The sequence below is a fragment of the Streptomyces sp. NBC_00258 genome, assembly GCF_036182465.1.
Lineage (GTDB): Bacteria > Actinomycetota > Actinomycetes > Streptomycetales > Streptomycetaceae > Streptomyces.
Genome location: NZ_CP108081.1, coordinates 11,200,932 through 11,217,570 on the forward strand (window position 1 = coordinate 11,200,932; position 16,639 = coordinate 11,217,570).

At 70.2% G+C, this 16,639-nt stretch carries 12 protein-coding genes; 11 read left to right on the top strand and 1 reads right to left on the bottom strand.

Going from position 1 to position 16,639, the window contains the following annotated elements:
- Positions 1 to 26 precede the first annotated feature (26 nt).
- On the top strand, positions 27 to 410 hold the full coding sequence (locus OG718_RS49600; protein WP_328847318.1) for a VOC family protein: 384 nt from the start codon (positions 27 to 29) through the stop codon (positions 408 to 410).
- Between the two features lie 27 nt (positions 411 to 437).
- Here the strand turns inward: OG718_RS49600 and OG718_RS49605 are convergent, their stop codons facing one another.
- Positions 438 to 4,517, bottom strand: coding sequence for a discoidin domain-containing protein (locus OG718_RS49605; protein WP_328847319.1), 4,080 nt, complete (start codon positions 4,515 to 4,517; stop codon positions 438 to 440).
- Positions 4,518 to 4,900: 383 nt separating this feature from the next.
- Between OG718_RS49605 and OG718_RS49610 the strand changes: the two genes are divergently transcribed.
- The 10 genes from OG718_RS49610 (at position 4,901) to OG718_RS49655 (ending at position 16,597) form a co-directional block, all read left to right on the top strand.
- Complete coding sequence (locus OG718_RS49610; protein ID WP_328847320.1) at positions 4,901 to 7,072, top strand: glycoside hydrolase family 27 protein; 2,172 nt, start codon at positions 4,901 to 4,903, stop codon at positions 7,070 to 7,072.
- A gap of 114 nt (positions 7,073 to 7,186) precedes the next feature.
- Complete coding sequence (locus OG718_RS49615; RefSeq protein WP_306942306.1) at positions 7,187 to 8,476, top strand: ABC transporter substrate-binding protein; 1,290 nt, start codon at positions 7,187 to 7,189, stop codon at positions 8,474 to 8,476.
- Position 8,477: 1 nt separating this feature from the next.
- Positions 8,478 to 9,413 carry a carbohydrate ABC transporter permease gene (locus tag OG718_RS49620; RefSeq protein WP_328847321.1) on the top strand — a complete coding sequence of 312 codons (936 nt, stop codon included), beginning with the start codon at positions 8,478 to 8,480 and terminating at the stop codon, positions 9,411 to 9,413.
- Entirely contained in the window at positions 9,413 to 10,261 is an 849-nt protein-coding gene (locus OG718_RS49625) for a carbohydrate ABC transporter permease (RefSeq protein ID WP_143642190.1), read from the top strand. The genes OG718_RS49620 and OG718_RS49625 overlap by 1 nt, the downstream gene beginning before the upstream one ends.
- Complete coding sequence (locus tag OG718_RS49630) at positions 10,258 to 12,336, top strand: alpha-galactosidase (protein WP_328847322.1); 2,079 nt, start codon at positions 10,258 to 10,260, stop codon at positions 12,334 to 12,336. The genes OG718_RS49625 and OG718_RS49630 overlap by 4 nt, the downstream gene beginning before the upstream one ends.
- Before the next feature lie 71 nt (positions 12,337 to 12,407).
- Positions 12,408 to 13,181: an SDR family NAD(P)-dependent oxidoreductase gene (locus OG718_RS49635; RefSeq protein WP_143642185.1), complete on the top strand. Its 774-nt coding sequence runs from the start codon at positions 12,408 to 12,410 to the stop codon at positions 13,179 to 13,181.
- A 34-nt stretch (positions 13,182 to 13,215) separates the two neighbouring features.
- Entirely contained in the window at positions 13,216 to 13,959 is a 744-nt protein-coding gene (locus tag OG718_RS49640) for a FadR/GntR family transcriptional regulator (RefSeq protein ID WP_143642183.1), read from the top strand.
- Positions 13,956 to 15,101 carry a galactonate dehydratase gene (dgoD, locus tag OG718_RS49645; protein ID WP_328847323.1) on the top strand — a complete coding sequence of 382 codons (1,146 nt, stop codon included), beginning with the start codon at positions 13,956 to 13,958 and terminating at the stop codon, positions 15,099 to 15,101. Before OG718_RS49640 ends, dgoD begins: the two co-directional genes overlap by 4 nt.
- Complete coding sequence (locus OG718_RS49650; RefSeq protein WP_328847324.1) at positions 15,098 to 15,940, top strand: hypothetical protein; 843 nt, start codon at positions 15,098 to 15,100, stop codon at positions 15,938 to 15,940. Before dgoD ends, OG718_RS49650 begins: the two co-directional genes overlap by 4 nt.
- A gap of 24 nt (positions 15,941 to 15,964) precedes the next feature.
- Entirely contained in the window at positions 15,965 to 16,597 is a 633-nt protein-coding gene (locus OG718_RS49655) for a bifunctional 4-hydroxy-2-oxoglutarate aldolase/2-dehydro-3-deoxy-phosphogluconate aldolase (RefSeq protein ID WP_328847325.1), read from the top strand.
- Positions 16,598 to 16,639 lie beyond the last annotated feature (42 nt).

A 16,639-nucleotide genomic window follows, 5' to 3' on the forward strand; every position in this document is an offset into this window, starting at 1 on the left:
CGGGGTGTCTATGTACACTCCCCGGCATGGCATGCCGCATCAGTGAACTGGTTCTCGACTGCGCAGACCCCGACCGGCTCGCCGTATTCTGGTGCGAGGTCCTCGGCTACGTCGAACTCGGCCGGGAGGACGACGGAAGCATCGAGATCGGGCCGCCCGACGCCGGCTTCGGCGGCCCGCAGCCCACTCTCGTCCTGAGCCCCAGCAGTGACCCGCGGGCCGGGAAGCTCCCACTGCACATCGACGTCAACGCCACCGACCGTGACCAGGACGCCGAGTTGGAGCGGCTGCTCGCCCTCGGCGCCAGGCCTGCCGATGTCGGCCAGACCGGCGCCGAGAGCTGGCACACCCTGGCCGACCCGGAAGGCAACGAATTCTGCCTCCTGCGTGCCCGGATCAAGCCCCTCTGACCAGGCCGGAGGTTCGGCGGAGAGAACCTACGGGCGTGCTGTCGAGGAGCGGCTGTTGTACGCCTCCACCTTCAGGAGCGGGTGGTGTGACGGCAGAGCGCGGGCGGGCCAGGACAAGGTGACGGTCTGTGACTCGCCGGGCAGCAGCCACAAGTAGTTGTCGCTGTAGAGCGTCGGCAGCACACGATGGCCGGTCTTGTCGTTGAGCAGCGACAGCCGGACCATGGCGGCGACGGACCGACCGTGGTTGCGGACGGTGGCGGTCAGTTCGTGACGGCTTCCGGAACGGGACAGGCCCGTCACCGTTCCGGACACCCTGGTCTGCGGCGCCTTGGTCAACGCCCGCATGGCGGCCGCGGTGCGATGGCGCCAGTACGTGTTGCGGGACAGAACACGGCCGTCACTGCCCTCCAGAGTCAGGCGCAGGAGGTGCAGGTCGGGCAGGCTGTCGGTCCAGGCGCTGGTGAACGCCTTCGCGGTGGCGGCCGGTGCCACGTCCAGCCGTACGCTCGTGGTCCTGCCCAGCTGTCGGCCCGACAGGTCGAACAACCGGGCCGAGACGGTGGCGTTCTTGAGGTCCTTGCGCGTGTGGTTGACGGCCAGGACCTGGCCCTTCGGGTCGGCCTGGACGTGCAGGGGCTCGCACGCCGTCCGGGCGCCGTAGTAGGTGCCGTTGACATCGAAGTCGTAGTCGTAGGTCTGCCAGACCGTGCTGTGCCACGCGGGATGGGACATCCACAGCATCAGGCCGCTGGCGTTGTCCCACAGGTTCGCGTTCCACGCCTCGAACATGGCGCGCGTGTTCTCGTAGTTGACGAACTGGGCCTTGCGGGCGAAGTCGTCCAGGTCCTCGGTCTCTCCGAGACGGGCCTCGACGGCTGCCTTGTACGTGTGCGGTGCCTGGTTCCCGCGCTCGCTCCAGTCGTGGTAGTACCACGCGCCGCGTATCGGCCACTCGGGCTCGTCGCCCGTCATGTTCCGCATACTGGCCGCGGTGGACACCACCGGCATACCGATCTCGGTGTGGAAGCCGAAGTCCTTGCTGCCGTACGTGGACGGATCGAAGTACTTCTCCGGCTCGACCCAGCCGTACGGACCGCCACCGGTGATGATGCCGCCGGCCGAGTTGTTCTGGTAGAGGATGCCGGGGACCTGCTGTTCGACGGCCTGGCGCATGCCCTTGTCGATGGCCGCAGGCGGGTTGCCCTCGTTGGCTCCGCACCAGATCACCACGCTGGGGTGGGTGCGGTAGCGCAGGACGGTGTCCCGCGCGATCGAGTTGAAGGCGTCGTGGTCCGGCGGGTCCATGGCCCACGCGTTGGGGAAGTCGTTCCACACCAGGATCCCGTGCTCGTCGCAGGCGGCGAAGAACTCCTCCCGGTCGCATGTGCCCACCCAGTTGCGGATCATGGTGAAGTTCATGTCGCGGTGCATTCGTACCGCCGCGTCCATCCGCTCCGGCGGCATCCGGCGCAGCAGTTCGTCCCAGCCCCAGTTGCCGCCGCGGGCCAGGACCCGCACTCCGTTCACGCTGATCTTCAGAGGGTCGGGGGTGTTGGACACGGACTTCACGTCGGTCCATGTGTCCCCGTCGTCGGACACCTGGATCACGTAGGTCTTCGGGTAGGCCGGCTCCCACACGATCGCCACCCGGTCGAACCTCTTCGCGGATCCCAGATCGACCTGGATCCACTGGTGGTCCTCGTACTGGGACGACCAGCGGGTTCCCGCGTCGCCGTCGGTGGCGTGCGAGGCCGGGTGGTCGGACTCCTCGGTCGAGGCGGTCGCCTTCTGACGCAGGGCCAGGTCGGTTCCGGGCTCGGCGCTGTCGATGACGCCGAGGGACCACAGGGAGTTGCCCCAGCTCGTGTTGCGCACCCCGCAGGCGATACGGACGTAACGGGCGGTGCGCGGAGCGAAGTCCTCGACCCGCAGGCTGGCGTTGCCGTTGTCGAAGGGCAGTGGCACAGCGCTGTTGTCCACCGACGCGACATCGGTCCAGTCGGCGTCGTTCGACGAGACCTGCACCAGATACGTCTTCGCGTACGCCTGTTCCCAGGTCAGGTCGACCCGGTCGAACGACTGAGGGGAGCCCAGGTCGACCCGGATCCACTGGTCGTCCTCGTAGGCCGAGGACCAGCGGGTGCCGGCATCACCGTCCGTCGCGTTGGCCGGGCCGTGGTCGTCCCCGTCCTTGGTCGACGCGTCGGCGGGTGCGTGCAGGGCGAGGTCGACGGAGGGGCGTACGCTGTCGGACACGGACAGCGTCCACAGCGAGTTGCCCCAACCGGAGGCCCTGGTCAGGCACTTGATGCGTACGTACTGGGCCTGTTGCCGGTCGAAGGTCACCGACTGGGTGTAGGCGTCGTCGGAGGCGGTGAACGGCAGCGGCACCTCGTACTCGTAGCCGAACTGGCGGATGCCGAACCGGGTGGTGCGGCGGTCGCTCTCGGCGCCGTCGAGCGAGGCGACCAGGGTGAGGTCGTGCAGAGCGGGGTCGCCGAGCCCGTTGGGCCACCACAGTTTCGGGTTGCGCAGCCGCAGTCGCCCGAAGGCGTCGGGGGTGAACGTGACGTCGATGCTCTCGCCCGCCGGCACGGTGACGACCTTGGACACCCGTACGCCGTCGAAGGCCGCGGAGACCGTCGCCCTGTGGTCGGTCGTGTCGGCGTTGCGGACCGGAACGACGATGGTCAGTTCGGCGACCGACACGTCGGGCAGCTTCGGCAGGAGGGTGTCGACACGAGGATCGCCGATCACGACATGGCCGGTGGATCTCAGCCGGACGTGGTTCCAGATGCCTGCGGCCCGGTCGCGTACCGCCGGCATCCAGTCCCAGCCCGAAGAAGCCAGGTAGGTGGGCGAGTTGAGGTTCATCTGGTTGGCACCCGCGTCCACCCAGGCCTCACCGGCGGGGCCCTTGTCGCCGGGGCTGCCGGGCACAGGCATCGGCGTGATCTTCACCGCGAGCGCGTTCTCCCCGCCCGTCGAGAGCAGCTTGGTCACGTCGTGGGCCGATCGGGCGAAGGGATACGTCAGGTCGCCCACCTGCTTGCCGTTGAGCCAGATGTCGGCCTTGTGGTTGATGCCGTCGAACTCCAGCCAGATCCGCCGGCCGGCCCCGGTGCGCAGCCCGCGCGGCAGCTCGAAGTCCCGCTTGTACCACCACGCGTGCCGCGAGAGGGCCTCGGGGACATGGAGGTTGTTCAGTCCGGCGACCGGATCGGGCAGTTTGCCCTGGTCCACCAGTGAGCCCAGAACCGTGCCGGGTACGGTGGCCGGCAGCCAATCGCTGGTGTCGACAGTCGTCTTCGACAGCTCCTCGCCGTCGGCGTCGGCCCAGTCGTCGAGGGTCAGCCGCCAGCCCGACTCCACCGGCACCGTGCCGTCGTCGGCGACCACCAGCTTGGGCGCGGGCCCGGACTGCCTGTCCCAGTCCGTCCAGCCGGTGGCCGACGGCCGGTGCCCCTTGGGGCTGCCGTAGACCTCGAAGCCGTTCAGACCGAGGGGATTGGGGTTGGAGCGCTTGCGCGAGGTCATCCGCACCCAGCGTGCGGTGACCGGGCGTGGGAGCTGGATGTTCACCACTCCGCCCGTGCCCGCCGTCGTGCGGTACACGCTGGTCCAGGACTCGCGATCGGTCGATGTCTCGACCACGTACTCGACCGCGTAACTCGACTGGATCTCCTTGCCCGTGGTGCCGTTGGCGGGATTTCCCGCGGTCGGGGGAGTGAACACCGGGTCGCTCGCGTCGGCTTCGAACGTGAGGCGGATCCAGGTGACCTCGCAGGCGGCCTGCAGATCGATCGAGATCCACTGCGGGTCGCCCGCCGCGGACCGCCATCCGCTGCCCCGCACTCCCGGTGAGGCGAGCCGGTCGACCACGAACGAGCCCGGAGTGGGCGCGTAGGCCGTCGAAGAGACCGTGACAGGGCGGTACAGCGCCAGCTCACGAGGTGAGGAGGGCGCGGCCGAGGCGTCGGAGACGGCAGCGGAGGCGGTCGACGCGGGCAACAGGGAACCAAGTCCGAACCCCGCCAGCAGGGTGGAACCCGTGGTGACGAGGGAGCGTCGCGACAGGCGTGGCGAGCTCGACTGATCTGTCATGAGCGTGATGTCCCATCAAAAGACAGCAGCGCGGGCCGGATACGACACGGCACGTGATGCCAACGGAATGACAACGTTGCCAAAGGCTGTGGCGCGAGTGGGTTTCTGTCAACCCCTGATGCGGAGTTTGTCTGTTGAGGCCTGGTCGAGCGTCGTCATCGCTCCTCGTCCTGGGGGGCGCTCCCGGACGCCTGAGCAGGGCGAAGTGTCCGCCAGGGTGCCTGGGCGAGCGGCACGCCACGATGCGGCTTGCTATTAAATTAGGAATTAATATTGACAGGGTTTCGGCCGCGCGCCACAGTCTTCGCCGTGACGTAGACGGCCCCCTGTCGCAGTGCGGCCCACGTCACGTTCTCGTGCTTCCCAACCCTCGGGAGAGGCAAGTGACTTCACACCCGCAGGTCCGCACACCCGCGGCGACCAGACTGACGCGCCGTGCCACCGCGGTCGCGATCGCAACCGTTCTGGCGGTGACCGCCGCGCCGGCGGCCACGGCGCAGACCGCCGTCGATCGGGGCGCCGTCGACCAGGGCGCGCCCGACTACTACGACAGTGGTCTCGCGCCGACGCCCTACATGGGCTGGAACACCTACTACGGGCTGGGCGCACCCACCGAACAGGCGGTGCGCTCCGTAGCGGACAAGCTGGTCAGCAGCGGTCTGCGTGACAGCGGGTACGACATCGTGTGGCTGGACGGCGGCTGGCAGGCCGACAACCCACGTGACGCGAAAGGGCGGTTGGCCGCCCATCCGGACCGCTTTCCCTCCGGCATCCCGGCATTGGTCTCCTACCTGCACAAACGCGGCCTGAAGGCGGGCATCTACACCGACGCCGGCGCCTACGACGGCGGAAAGACCTGCGGCCTCGGCAGCAGGGGCCACTACGAGGAGGACGCCCGGCAGTTCGCCGGCTGGAAGATCGACGCGGTCAAGGTCGACTTCCTGTGCGGGATCGGCGCCAAGCTCGATCCGGGCCCGGCGTTCAAGGAGTTCAGCGACGCGGTGGCCAAGTCGGGCCGCAAGATGCTGCTCAACCTCTGCAACCCCCTCACCGACGACTGGGGCCTGCCGCACACACCCGAGCAGGACGCGCACAACTCGTACGTCTACGCCCCGACGATCGCCGACTCCTGGCGAACCGGCACGGACATCGCCTGGGGCACCCCGAGCCCCGGACAGTGGCCCAACGTGCTGCGCAACATGGACGCGAACGCCTGGCATCCCGAGGCGCAGGGGCCGGGCCACTACAACGACCCGGACTACCTCATCCCCATGCGGCGCATGAGCGACGGATCCCTGGAACTGACGCAGGAGGAGTCCACCACGCAGTTCGTGATGTGGGCCGAGATGGGCTCGCCACTGGTCATCGGATCCGACCCGCGCACCCTGTCCGACGCGATGATCGAGACGCTGCGCAACCCGGAGATCATCGCCGTCGACCAGGACCCCCTCGCCATCCAGGGCGTACGGGTGGCCAGTGACTCCGTCGGCGACGTCTACAGCAAGGTCCTCGCAGGTGACGGCAGGCGCGCGGTCGTGCTGCTCAACCGCTCCGACAAGGCGGTCGAGCGCACGGTCCGGTTCTCCGACGTCGGGCTCGGCGGCGGGGTGAAGGTGCGTGACCTGCGGGCCAGGGCCGACCGGGGCACCCACACCGACTCGTACACGGTCGAGGTCCCCGCGCACGGCACCGCGTTCCTGAAGCTGACCGGCGCCGACGCGCTGCCCGGCACCAGCCTGGGGCAGAAGGCAACGGCGAGCCCGGCAGTAGTGCGCGAGGGCGACACGCTCACGACCTTCCTCCGTGGACCGCACGGTTCCCTCGTCCAGCACACGACCTCCGCCGACGGCAACGGCAGGGCCCGGCCCCGGGATCTCGGTGGCCCCACGAAGGGCAGGATCCTTGGCCAGCCCGCCGCGTACGCCTCGGCCGGCGGCCGGATCGACGTCTTCGTGCGCGGTACCGACTCCAGGGTGTACCGGCGGGTCTTCGCCGACGGCCGCTGGGGCAACTGGCAGAGCCTGGGCGGCCGGGTGACCGACGCACCGTCGGTGGCGTTCACCGGCCCCGGGCACTGGACACTGTTCGCCACCGGCTCCGACGGGCAGGTCGTGCAGCGCGGCCCGTCGTCCGGATGGTCCTCGCTCGGTGCACCCGGTGACCGGCCGGTGTACGGACGGCCGTCCGCCACCGTCGACGCCCAGGGGCGGGTCCACGTGGCCGTTCGCTCCGCGGCGGACGACGTGTGGACGCGGTCCAGGGAGGCATCGACGTCGGGGGAGTGGTCGCCGTGGACATCGCTCGGCGGGACCGTCAGCGGCAGCCCGACGCTCGTCACCGTGGGAGACGCGGTGGTGCTGTACGCGCGGGCCTCCGACTACACGCTCTGGCAGCAGCGGTACGAGAACGGCGGCTGGCAGGGCTGGACCAAGCGGCAGGAGTTCCCCGGCGCGGCCTTCGAGGGCGCGCTCGGAGCGGTGGCCGGGCCGGGCGGCACCGTCGACGCGGTGTTCCGCGGAGTCGACGGCTACGTGCACCGGACCCAGTTCAAATAAATTAGTAATTATTCTTGACGTGGCGTGAGTGCCACGCGAATCTGTATCCGCGCGAGCGGGGCCCGGCCGTCAGGAGGGCCGCCCCCGCCCGCGCGGATCCACAGGGAGCCATCCATGACGAACCATCAGACCGGCCGACGCCGGTTCCTCGCAGGACTCGGTGCCGCCGGGACGACGGCGCTGCTCAGCGGCTGTGTCACCTCCACCTCCTCCGGCAAGAGCTCCTCCAAGGGCGCGGTGACCCTCCAGTCCAACGTGTCCGCACCGCAGGCCAAGGCCGCGATGGAGGACCTCGTCGCCGCGTACGCGAAGAAGGGGTCGGGGCGCGCCGGCCTCAACACGGTCGCCGCGGAGACCTTCCGCACCCAGCTGCCGACCTACCTGACCTCCGCCAACCCGCCGGACGTGTACACCTGGTACCCCGGCTCGGTGGCGGACGCCTACGCGAAGAAGGACCTGCTGCTGGACCTCGGTGAGGTCTGGAGCTCCTCGCCCGACCTCAAGAACTACTCCAAGGCACTGAACTCCCTGTGCACGTCGAGCTCGGGCAAGAAGGTCTTCGTCCCCGCCACCTACTACTGGTGGGGCATGTTCTACCGGAAGTCCAACTTCGCGAAGTGGGGCGTGAGCGAGCCCAAGAGCTGGGACGACTTCCTCGACCTGTGCGACAAGCTCAAGAGCAAGGGCGTCGACCCGATCGGCCTCGGCGCGGGCGGCAACACCGCGTGGGTGGCCTCGGCCTGGTTCGACTACCTCGACATCCGGATCAACGGCGCCGAGTACCACCGCGAACTCCTCGCCGGAAAGCACCGGTTCGACGACCCCGAGGTGCGCAAGGTCTTCGACCGCTGGCAGGAGGTGCTGCCGTACTTCGACCCGAACGGCGACGCCGTCCCCTTCCAGGACGCCACGACCACTCTGCTCAACGGTCGCAGCGGCATGATGCTCATCGGCACCTTCTTCGCCGACGCGGCGCCCAAGGACGCCCTGGACGACATCGACTTCTTCCGTTTCCCCGTCATCGACCCGAAGATCCCGCTCGCCGAAGAGGCCCCGGTCGACGGCTACTTCGCCAGCGCCCGCACCGGCCGCCGCGACCAGGTCGTCGACCTGATGAGCTACCTCGCCACCGCCGAGTCCCAGGAGATCTACATCAAGGGCTCGTCGGGCACCGTCCTGCCGTGCAACCCGAAGGCGAAGGACGCGGGCACCGCCCTGGTGAAGAAGGGCCGCGCGCACGTGGAGGAGGCGGCCGAGATCACCCAGTTCTTCAACCGGGACTCCAGCGACGCCCTCCAGCCCACCGCGGACACCGCACTGACCCGGTTCCTGGCCAAGCCGAAGGAGATCGGCAGCATTCTGACCGGCTGGCAGCGCGACGCCGAGAAGATCTGGAACGCCTGACATGGCAGTCCTGACCGCGTCCGAACGGAAGTCCCCGGCCCCGCCGTCGCCCCGCGGCAGGCGGACCGGGGGCCCGCGCCGTACGCCTCCGCTGGTGCTCGCGTTCGTCCTCGTCCCGCTCCTCGCCGAAGCGGTATGGGTGTTCTGGCCCGCCCTGCAGGGCTTCTACCTCGCCCTCACCCGCTGGGACGGGGTCTCCCCACCACAGTTCGTCGGCCTGGAGAACTTCCGGGAGATGGCCCACGACGAGGTCTTCCGCAGCGCGGCCGGCAACACCGTGCTGTGGCTCGTGCTCTTCGGCGGCCTCTCAGCCCTGCTCGGCCTGGCGGCCGCGCTGCTGCTCCAGCAAGAGCGGCGCGGCGTCGGCTTCTACCGCGCGGCCCTGTTCCTGCCCGTCGTCTTCTCCCTGGTCGCCACCGCCCTCGTCTGGCAGGCGATCTACCAGCCCGACGGCGTCCTGAACCAACTCCTGGAATCGGTCGGCCTCGGCAGCCTGCGTCATGCCTGGCTCGCCGACCAGGACACCGCGCTGTACGCGGTGATCGTGCCCGCGCTGTGGCGGCAGATCGGCTACGTCATGGTCCTCTATCTCGCCGGCCTCAAGGGCATCGACCCGGCTCTGTACGAGGCTGCCAAGGTCGACGGCGCGAGTGCCTGGCAACGCCTCCGGCACGTCACCCTGCCCCAACTCCGCAGCGTCAACGCGGTCGTCCTGTCCGTCATCGTCATCGACTCGCTGCGCTCCTTCGACGTCGTGTGGTCGCTGACCCGCGGCGGCCCCTACCACTCGTCCGAGCTGCTGAGCACCTACATGTACTCAACCGCCTTCCAGTCCCTGCGCCTCGGCTACGGCTCCGCACTCGCCGTCGTCATCTTCGTCCTCGCCTTCGGCGTCATCTGCTCCTACCTCGTCCGCGCGTTCCGGGAGGCCGACTGATGTCCGCCACGTCCACGGCACTGCGCCGCAAACGGGCCGCGACCGCCGGATTCCACCTGGGAGCCGGGGCCTTGGCCCTCCTGTGGCTGCTGCCCATCGCCCTGGTTCTGGTGACCAGCCTGCGCTCCTTCGACGACATCGCCGCGAACGGCCTGGGCAGCTGGCCGCAGTCCTTCACCCTCGACAACTTCGGCCAGGCCTGGAACGACGGCGGCCAGCAGCGCGCCCTGATCAACAGCCTGCTGGTCACCGTGCCGTGCGTCCTGGTGACGCTCGCGCTGGCAGCCATGGCCGCCTTCTCGCTCAGCCGCTACGAACTGCCCTTCCGCCGCTCGCTGTTGCTGCTCATGCTCGGTGGCAACCTGCTCCCGCCGCAGATCCTGCTCATCCCGGTCTCCAAGCTCAGCGAGCAGATGGGTGTCTTCGACACCCTGCCCGCGCTGATCGGCGTACAGATCGGCTTCGGCGTCGGCTTCTACGTCTTCGTCCTGCACGGCTTCATGCGCGGGATACCCGCGGAGATCCAGCAGGCGGCGGTCGTCGACGGCGCAGGGCCCTGGCAAATCTTCTGGCGGATCATCCTCCCGCTCACCCGCCCCGCCCTGGCCGCCCTCAGCGCCCTGTCCTTCACCTGGATCTTCAACGACCTGCTCTGGGCGATCACCGTGCTGCGCAGCGACACCAAGATGCCGATCACCGCGGCCCTCATCGGACTTCAGGGACAGTACGTATCGATGTGGAACGTGATCGCCGCCGGCTCGGTCATCGCCGCCGCGCCCACCGTGGCCGTGTTCCTGCGGTTCCAGCGGCACTTCGTGGCCGGCCTCAACCTGGGAGCGGTGAAGTGACGTCGTCCCCGCGCTGGACGCTGCGCACCGAGCACACCAGCTACACCGTCCGCCTGTCCCCGGACGGCCCGTGGGCCGAACTCGACGCCTGGGGCCCGCTCGGTGTCGAAGACGGGCCCTCCGCCCTCGACCGGTCCCGTCGGACCCACTTCGTCACCCCCGCCGACGCGGCGCCCGCCGAGTATCTGCCGTACGGGCTGCGGCCGTTCACCGGCTCCGAGCTGGTCGCGGCACGCCCGGGCCAGGACCGGGGCGTGTGGTGGGACTTCGACGGAGCGGAGGAGGGGGAGGGAAGCCTGCGGCTCAGCTTCACGGACGACGTCCTGGGACTGCGTACGGTCCTCTGCTACGAGACGGTTCCGGGCACGGACGTGATCCTCCGCTGGACCGAACTGACCTCCACGCAAGAACTGCGTCTGGAGCGACTCGACTCGGCCGCCGTGAACATCCCCGTCACGGGTGCAGCCCGGCTGACCTACCTCACAGGCCAGTGGTCCCAGGAGTTCCAGCGCACCCAACTCGACCTGGCCAGGGGAACGTTCACCATGGGCAGCCTCCAGGGCGCGCCCGGACACGCGTACGCACCCTGGCTCGCCGTGCAGGACGGGGAGGCGCAGGCGGCCCATGGCATCGCCCTCGAATGGCCCGGCAACTGGCACATCACCGCTGAGGCAGAGCCGGGCGGCAGCGTGCGCGTCCGCGCCGGGCGGGTCCCGCACGAGGGCGTCGTACATCTGGCTCCCGGCGACACCCTCACCACCCCCCGCCTCGCCTGCGCCTTCAGCCCCGACGGCCTCGACGGGCTTTCCCGCGTCTGGCACCGCTACGAACGCCACCTCGCAGGTGAGCGACTGCACCGCCCCCGCAAGGTGCTCTACAACTCCTGGGAGGCCACCGGCTTCGACGTCGACGCGGCCGGCCAGCTGGAGCTGGCCAAGCTGGCCGCGGACATCGGCGCCGAACTGTTCGTCGTCGACGACGGATGGTTCACCGGCCGCGACGACGACACCGGGGGACTGGGCGACTGGTACCCGGACCCGGCCGCGTTCCCGCACGGCTTCGGAGCCTTCGTCGAGGACATCCGGGCGCTCGGGCTGGACTTCGGCCTGTGGGTCGAGCCAGAAGCCGTCAGCCCGACCAGCCGCCTCTACGCCGAGCACCCCGAGTGGGTGTATCGGATCGAGGGCCGTCCCGCGCGCCTGGTCCGCAACCAACTCCTGCTCGACCTCGGCCGCACCGACGTACAGGACTTCGTGATCGGCACGCTGGACCGGCTGCTCACCGAGTACACCGTCAGCTACCTGAAGTGGGACATGAACCGGCCGCCCACCGAACGAGGCCGCCCCGGCACCGACCGTGCAGACCACCTCGACCTGGACGCCCAGCACGTCGCCGGATACCTGCGGGTCCTGGACCACCTGCGCGCCACCCACCCCGACGTCACCATCGAAGGGTGCGCGGGCGGCGGCGGCCGCATCGAGCACGCGACACTCGCACGCACCGACGTCGTCTGGCCCAGCGACAACACGGCCCCCCTGGACCGGCTGTCCATCCAGTACGGCTTCCTGCACGCCCATGCCCCGCACGTCATGAGCTCCTGGGTCACCGATGCCCCCGGCATCTTCGACCCGCGCCCCCGCAGTCTCGCCTTCCGCTTCGTCAACGCCATGTGCGGCGTCCTCGGTATCGGCGCCGACCTGCGCGCCTGGACGTCCGGCCGACGCGCCGAGGCCGCCCGGTGGATCGCCCGCTACAAGGAGGTCCGGGAGACCGTCCACCACGGAGACGCCCGCATCCTCGGCTCTCCCGAGGACCCCACCTTCGGCGTGCAGTACGACGACCCGGAGACGGGGCGCACGGTCGTCGCGGCCCTCAGCACGGGGCGCCTAGACGGATCTCCGCTGGTTCCCGGCCGCCCGGCCCGGCTGCGACTGCGGGGCCTCGCGCCGCAGGCGCGCTATCGCGACGCCGAATCGGGCAGCACATACAGCGGAGCCCATCTGCTCCACTACGGACTGCCCTTCGCCTGGAGTGCCGACCATGACGCCGAACTGGTGGTGCTGATACGGCAGTGAGCCCGGTCCGGCATATGTTCTTGAGGCGGCCGATCAACCGTCCCACGCCCGCGAAGGAGTCGAACCCCACGATGGAGCAGTCCGCACGACGGCACGGCGCCCGTTTCACCGGCCGCACGGCCGTGGTCACCGGAGCGGCCTCCGGCATCGGAGCCGCCACGGCAGCACGCCTCGCCGAGGAGGGAGCCGCCGTCGTGATCGCCGACATCGCCGAGGAACAGGGCGAGGCCGTCGCCGCGCGGATCACCAAGGCAGGCGGGCTCGCCCGGTTCGTCGGAGCCGACGTGGCCGACGAGGACGACTGGACGCGGATCGTCACCGCCGCGCACGACTTCGGGCCCGTGGACGTCCTCGTCAGCAACGCCTACACCGTCGAGGTGGCACCGGCCCACACGATGTCCCTCGCCTCGTGGCAGCGGCAGCTCGCCGTCAACCTCACCGGCGGCTTCCTCGGTTTCCGGACCGTCCTGCCCGATCTGCGGGACCGCCGCGGGGCCGTGGTGCTGACCTCGTCCGTCCACGCCCACAAGGGCATCCCCGGCCACCCCGCCTACGCCGCCTCCAAGGGCGCCCTGCTCTCCCTGTGCGCCCAACTCGCCGTCGAATACGGTCCCGACGTGCGCGTCAACGCCGTCGTCCCCGGCCCGATCCTCACCGCCGCCTGGGACAGGGTGCCGCCCGAGGATCGGGAACGCAGCATCGCCGAGACGGCGGTACGCCGCTTCGGCTCCCCCGAGGAGGTCGCCGCGGCCATCGCCTTCCTCAGTGCCGACGAAGCCTCCTACATCACCGGAACGAGTCTCGTCGTGGACGGCGGCTGGAGCGTCGTCAAGGCCTCCGCATGACCACGCTCCCTCACCAGCAGAAAGGCTGTACGACATGACGCCCTATGCCCGTCGCGGCGTGCACGGCCAGACCGTGGAAGTCCTCGCCCGTCGCATCCTGGGCGGTGAGATCCCCGAGGGGGCCACTCTGGACCTGGTGGCCCTGCAGAGCGAACTGGACGTGAGCCTGACCGCGCTGCGCGAATCGCTCAAGGTGCTCGCCGCCAAGGGAATGGTCGACGCCCGCCAGCGGCGCGGCACCTTCGTGCGTACCCGCGCCGAGTGGAACCTGCTCGACGCCGACGTGCTGCGCTGGCAGTTCGAGGGCGGCCGCACCAACGCGTCCGACCGGGCACTGCTGCACAACCTCGCCGAAGTACGCGCCATCATCGAGCCCGCCGCCGTCCGACTGGCCGCTGAACGCCGCACCGACGAGGACCTGGCCGCCCTGGACGCCGCCATCGAGGCGATGGGGGAGCGGGACAACGGCGCCGCCCACGCCGTCGAGGCCGACCTGGCCTTCCACCGTGCCCTCCTCACCGCCACCCACAACGAACTCCTCGAACGCATGGAGATGGTGATCGAGTCCGGCCTGGCCCATCGCGACCGCATCGTGCACAGCTCCCCGCACAGCGAGGACCCGGTCCCGGCCCACCGCGCCGTCCTGGACGCCGTACGCGACCGGGACCCGGGCGCCGCCGAGGCAGCGATGCGTGCCCTGCTCGACCAGGCCGGCCGCGATCTGGACCGCGTCGGCGACTCCGACTCCGATTCCGTGGAAGGCTTCCGCTCCCAGTGAAGATCACCCGCATCGAGACCTTCCTGGTCCCGCCCCGCTGGCTGTTCTGCCGCGTCGAGACCGACGAGGGCGTGGTCGGCTGGGGAGAACCGGTCGTCGAAGGCCGCGCCGAAGTCGTCCGAGCCGCCGTCGACGTCCTCGCCGAATACCTCGTCGGCCAGGACCCGCTGCGCATCCAGGACCACTGGCAGGTGCTGACCAAGGGCGGCTTCTACCGGGGCGGCCCGGTCCTCTCCAGCGCCGTCGCCGGCCTCGACCAGGCCCTGTGGGACATCGCCGGGAAGGTGTACGGCGCTCCTGTGCACGCCCTGCTGGGCGGCCCGGTGCGTGACCGCGTCCGGGTCTATGCCTGGGTGGGCGGCGACGAACCCGCCGAACTGACCGAGCAGATAGCCGCCCAGGTCGAAGCGGGCTTCACCGCGGTGAAGATGAACGCCGCCGGAGCCACCTCACCGGTTCCCACCGCTGCCGAAACCGCCGCGGTCGTCGCCCGCGTGGCCGCCGCCCGCGAGGCACTCGGCCCGGACCGCGACGTCGCCGTCGACTTCCACGGCCGCTTCACCGCCGCGGGCGCCCGCCGCGTTCTCGCCGAACTCGCCCCGCTGCACCCGCTGTTCATCGAGGAACCCGTCGTCCCCGAGCACGGTCATCTGCTGGCGGGCCTGGTCGCCGCGAGCTCCGTACCGCTCGCGACCGGTGAACGCCTCTACGGGCGCGCCGAGTTCCTGCCCGCACTCGCCGCGGGCATCGCGGTCGCCCAGCCCGACCTGTCCCACGCCGGCGGGATCTCGGAAGTGCACCGCATCGCCTCACTCGCCGAGACATACGGTGCCCAGCTAGCCCCGCACTGCCCCCTCGGCCCCATCGCGCTCGCGGCCAGCCTTCAAGTCGCGTTCGCCACCCCGAACTTCCTGATCCAGGAGCAGAGCCGCGGCATCCACTACAACAAGGACGCCGACCTGCTCTCCTACCTCGTCGACACCGAGCCGTTCCGGTTCGTCGACGGCCACGCCTCCCGCCGTGACGCCCCCGGCCTCGGCATCACCATCGACGAGACCGCCGTACGCGCCGCCGACCGCAACGGTCACGCCTGGCGCAATCCGGTGTGGCGGCACCCCGACGGTTCCTTCGCGGAGTGGTGACCGCACCGATGGACATCGTCACCGACCTTGCCCACGGCGGCCGTTGGACCTCGCTGCGCACCGCGGGGCGCGAATGGCTCTGGCGACGCGAGGCACCCGGGCGGCTGAGCGTGTCCCTCGGTGACGCCTTCGTGGACGCGGGCGGACTGGAGGAGTGCATCCCCACGGTCCGGGGCACGCCCGACCACGGTGACGCCTGGTCACGCCCCTGGACACGAGAAGCGGACAGCGATGTCCTCCACTGCGACCGCTTCACCCTGACCCGCACGATCCGCGGCACCACCGGCGGAGCCGAGGCCGACTACGTGCTGAAGGCCGAGGCCGACTTCCGTTTCGTGTGGGCCGCCCACGCCCTGCTCGACCTCTCAGACCGGGCGACACTGCACATCCGCGAGGGAGCGAGCACCCGCCTCTTCCCCGAGGCGGCGCCGCTGCTGGACCGGGCGTGGCCGCAAGGCGCCGCCTGGGTCGAGGGGAGCTGGCCCGCACCCTGTGGACTGAGCCTGGACCAATTGGGCCCGGACGACGGCACCGCCGTCGGAGCCGTCGTGGACGCCTCCCACTGCTGCGTCCACGACCAGACGGACCGTCTGTCGCTGGCCCTCGAAGCCGACGGACAGCCCGTGTCCGTCGCCCTGTGGCGCAATCTGGGCGGCTTCCCCGCCGGGCACCCCTACCGCAGCACGGGCGTCGAACCGATGCTCGGCCGTGTCTTCGATCTCGCAGAGGCGGGCCCCGGCGACGCTGCCCGGGTACCCGCCTCGGGCGAGGTGCGATGGCGGCTGACACTGACCGCGAACTGCCGCTGTGCCCGAACCGACCTGTGTGAACCTGTCTGAACCTGCGTGAAAAGGAGTTCGTCCATGGATCTGCGAGCGGCGCTGGCCGCCCACCGCCTGGTCGCGATCATCCGCGGCACCGACCCCGAAGCCTCGGTACGCACCGTACTGACCCTCGCCGAGGAAGGCGTCGAGTTGATCGAGGTCTCCCTGACCGGCGCGGACGCCCTGTCCGTCATCGAGCGGGCGCGCAAGGCACTCGGCCCCGACCGGCCCCTCGGCGCCGGTACGGTCCTGACCGCCGACGATGCTCGCGCCGCCCAGCAGGCCGGCGCGAACTTCGCCGTCACCCCCGCACTCGGTGAAGGCGTGGTCGCGGCACACGAACTCGGCCTGCCGGTCCTGGCCGGGGTCATGACACCCACCGAGATCCTGGCCGCACGCCCCCTCGGCGCCGCCGCACTGAAGATCTTCCCGGCAGCCCAGGCCGGCGGCCCCGCCTACCTCAAAGCCCTGCGCGGCCCGTTCCCACACGAACTGTTCGTGCCCGTGGGCGGTGTCGACGAGGCGGCAGCCCGCGCCTATCTGGCTGCCGGGGCGACCGCGGTCGGGGTCGGCTCACCGCTGATCGGAGACGCAGCCGACGGCGGCAGCCTGACCGCGCTGCGCGACCGAGCCCGCGCCTTCCTGACCGTCGTACGGAAAGACACGCCGTGACCGAAGCCCCAGCGCACACCGAGGGCGGAGGAAACGCCGCAG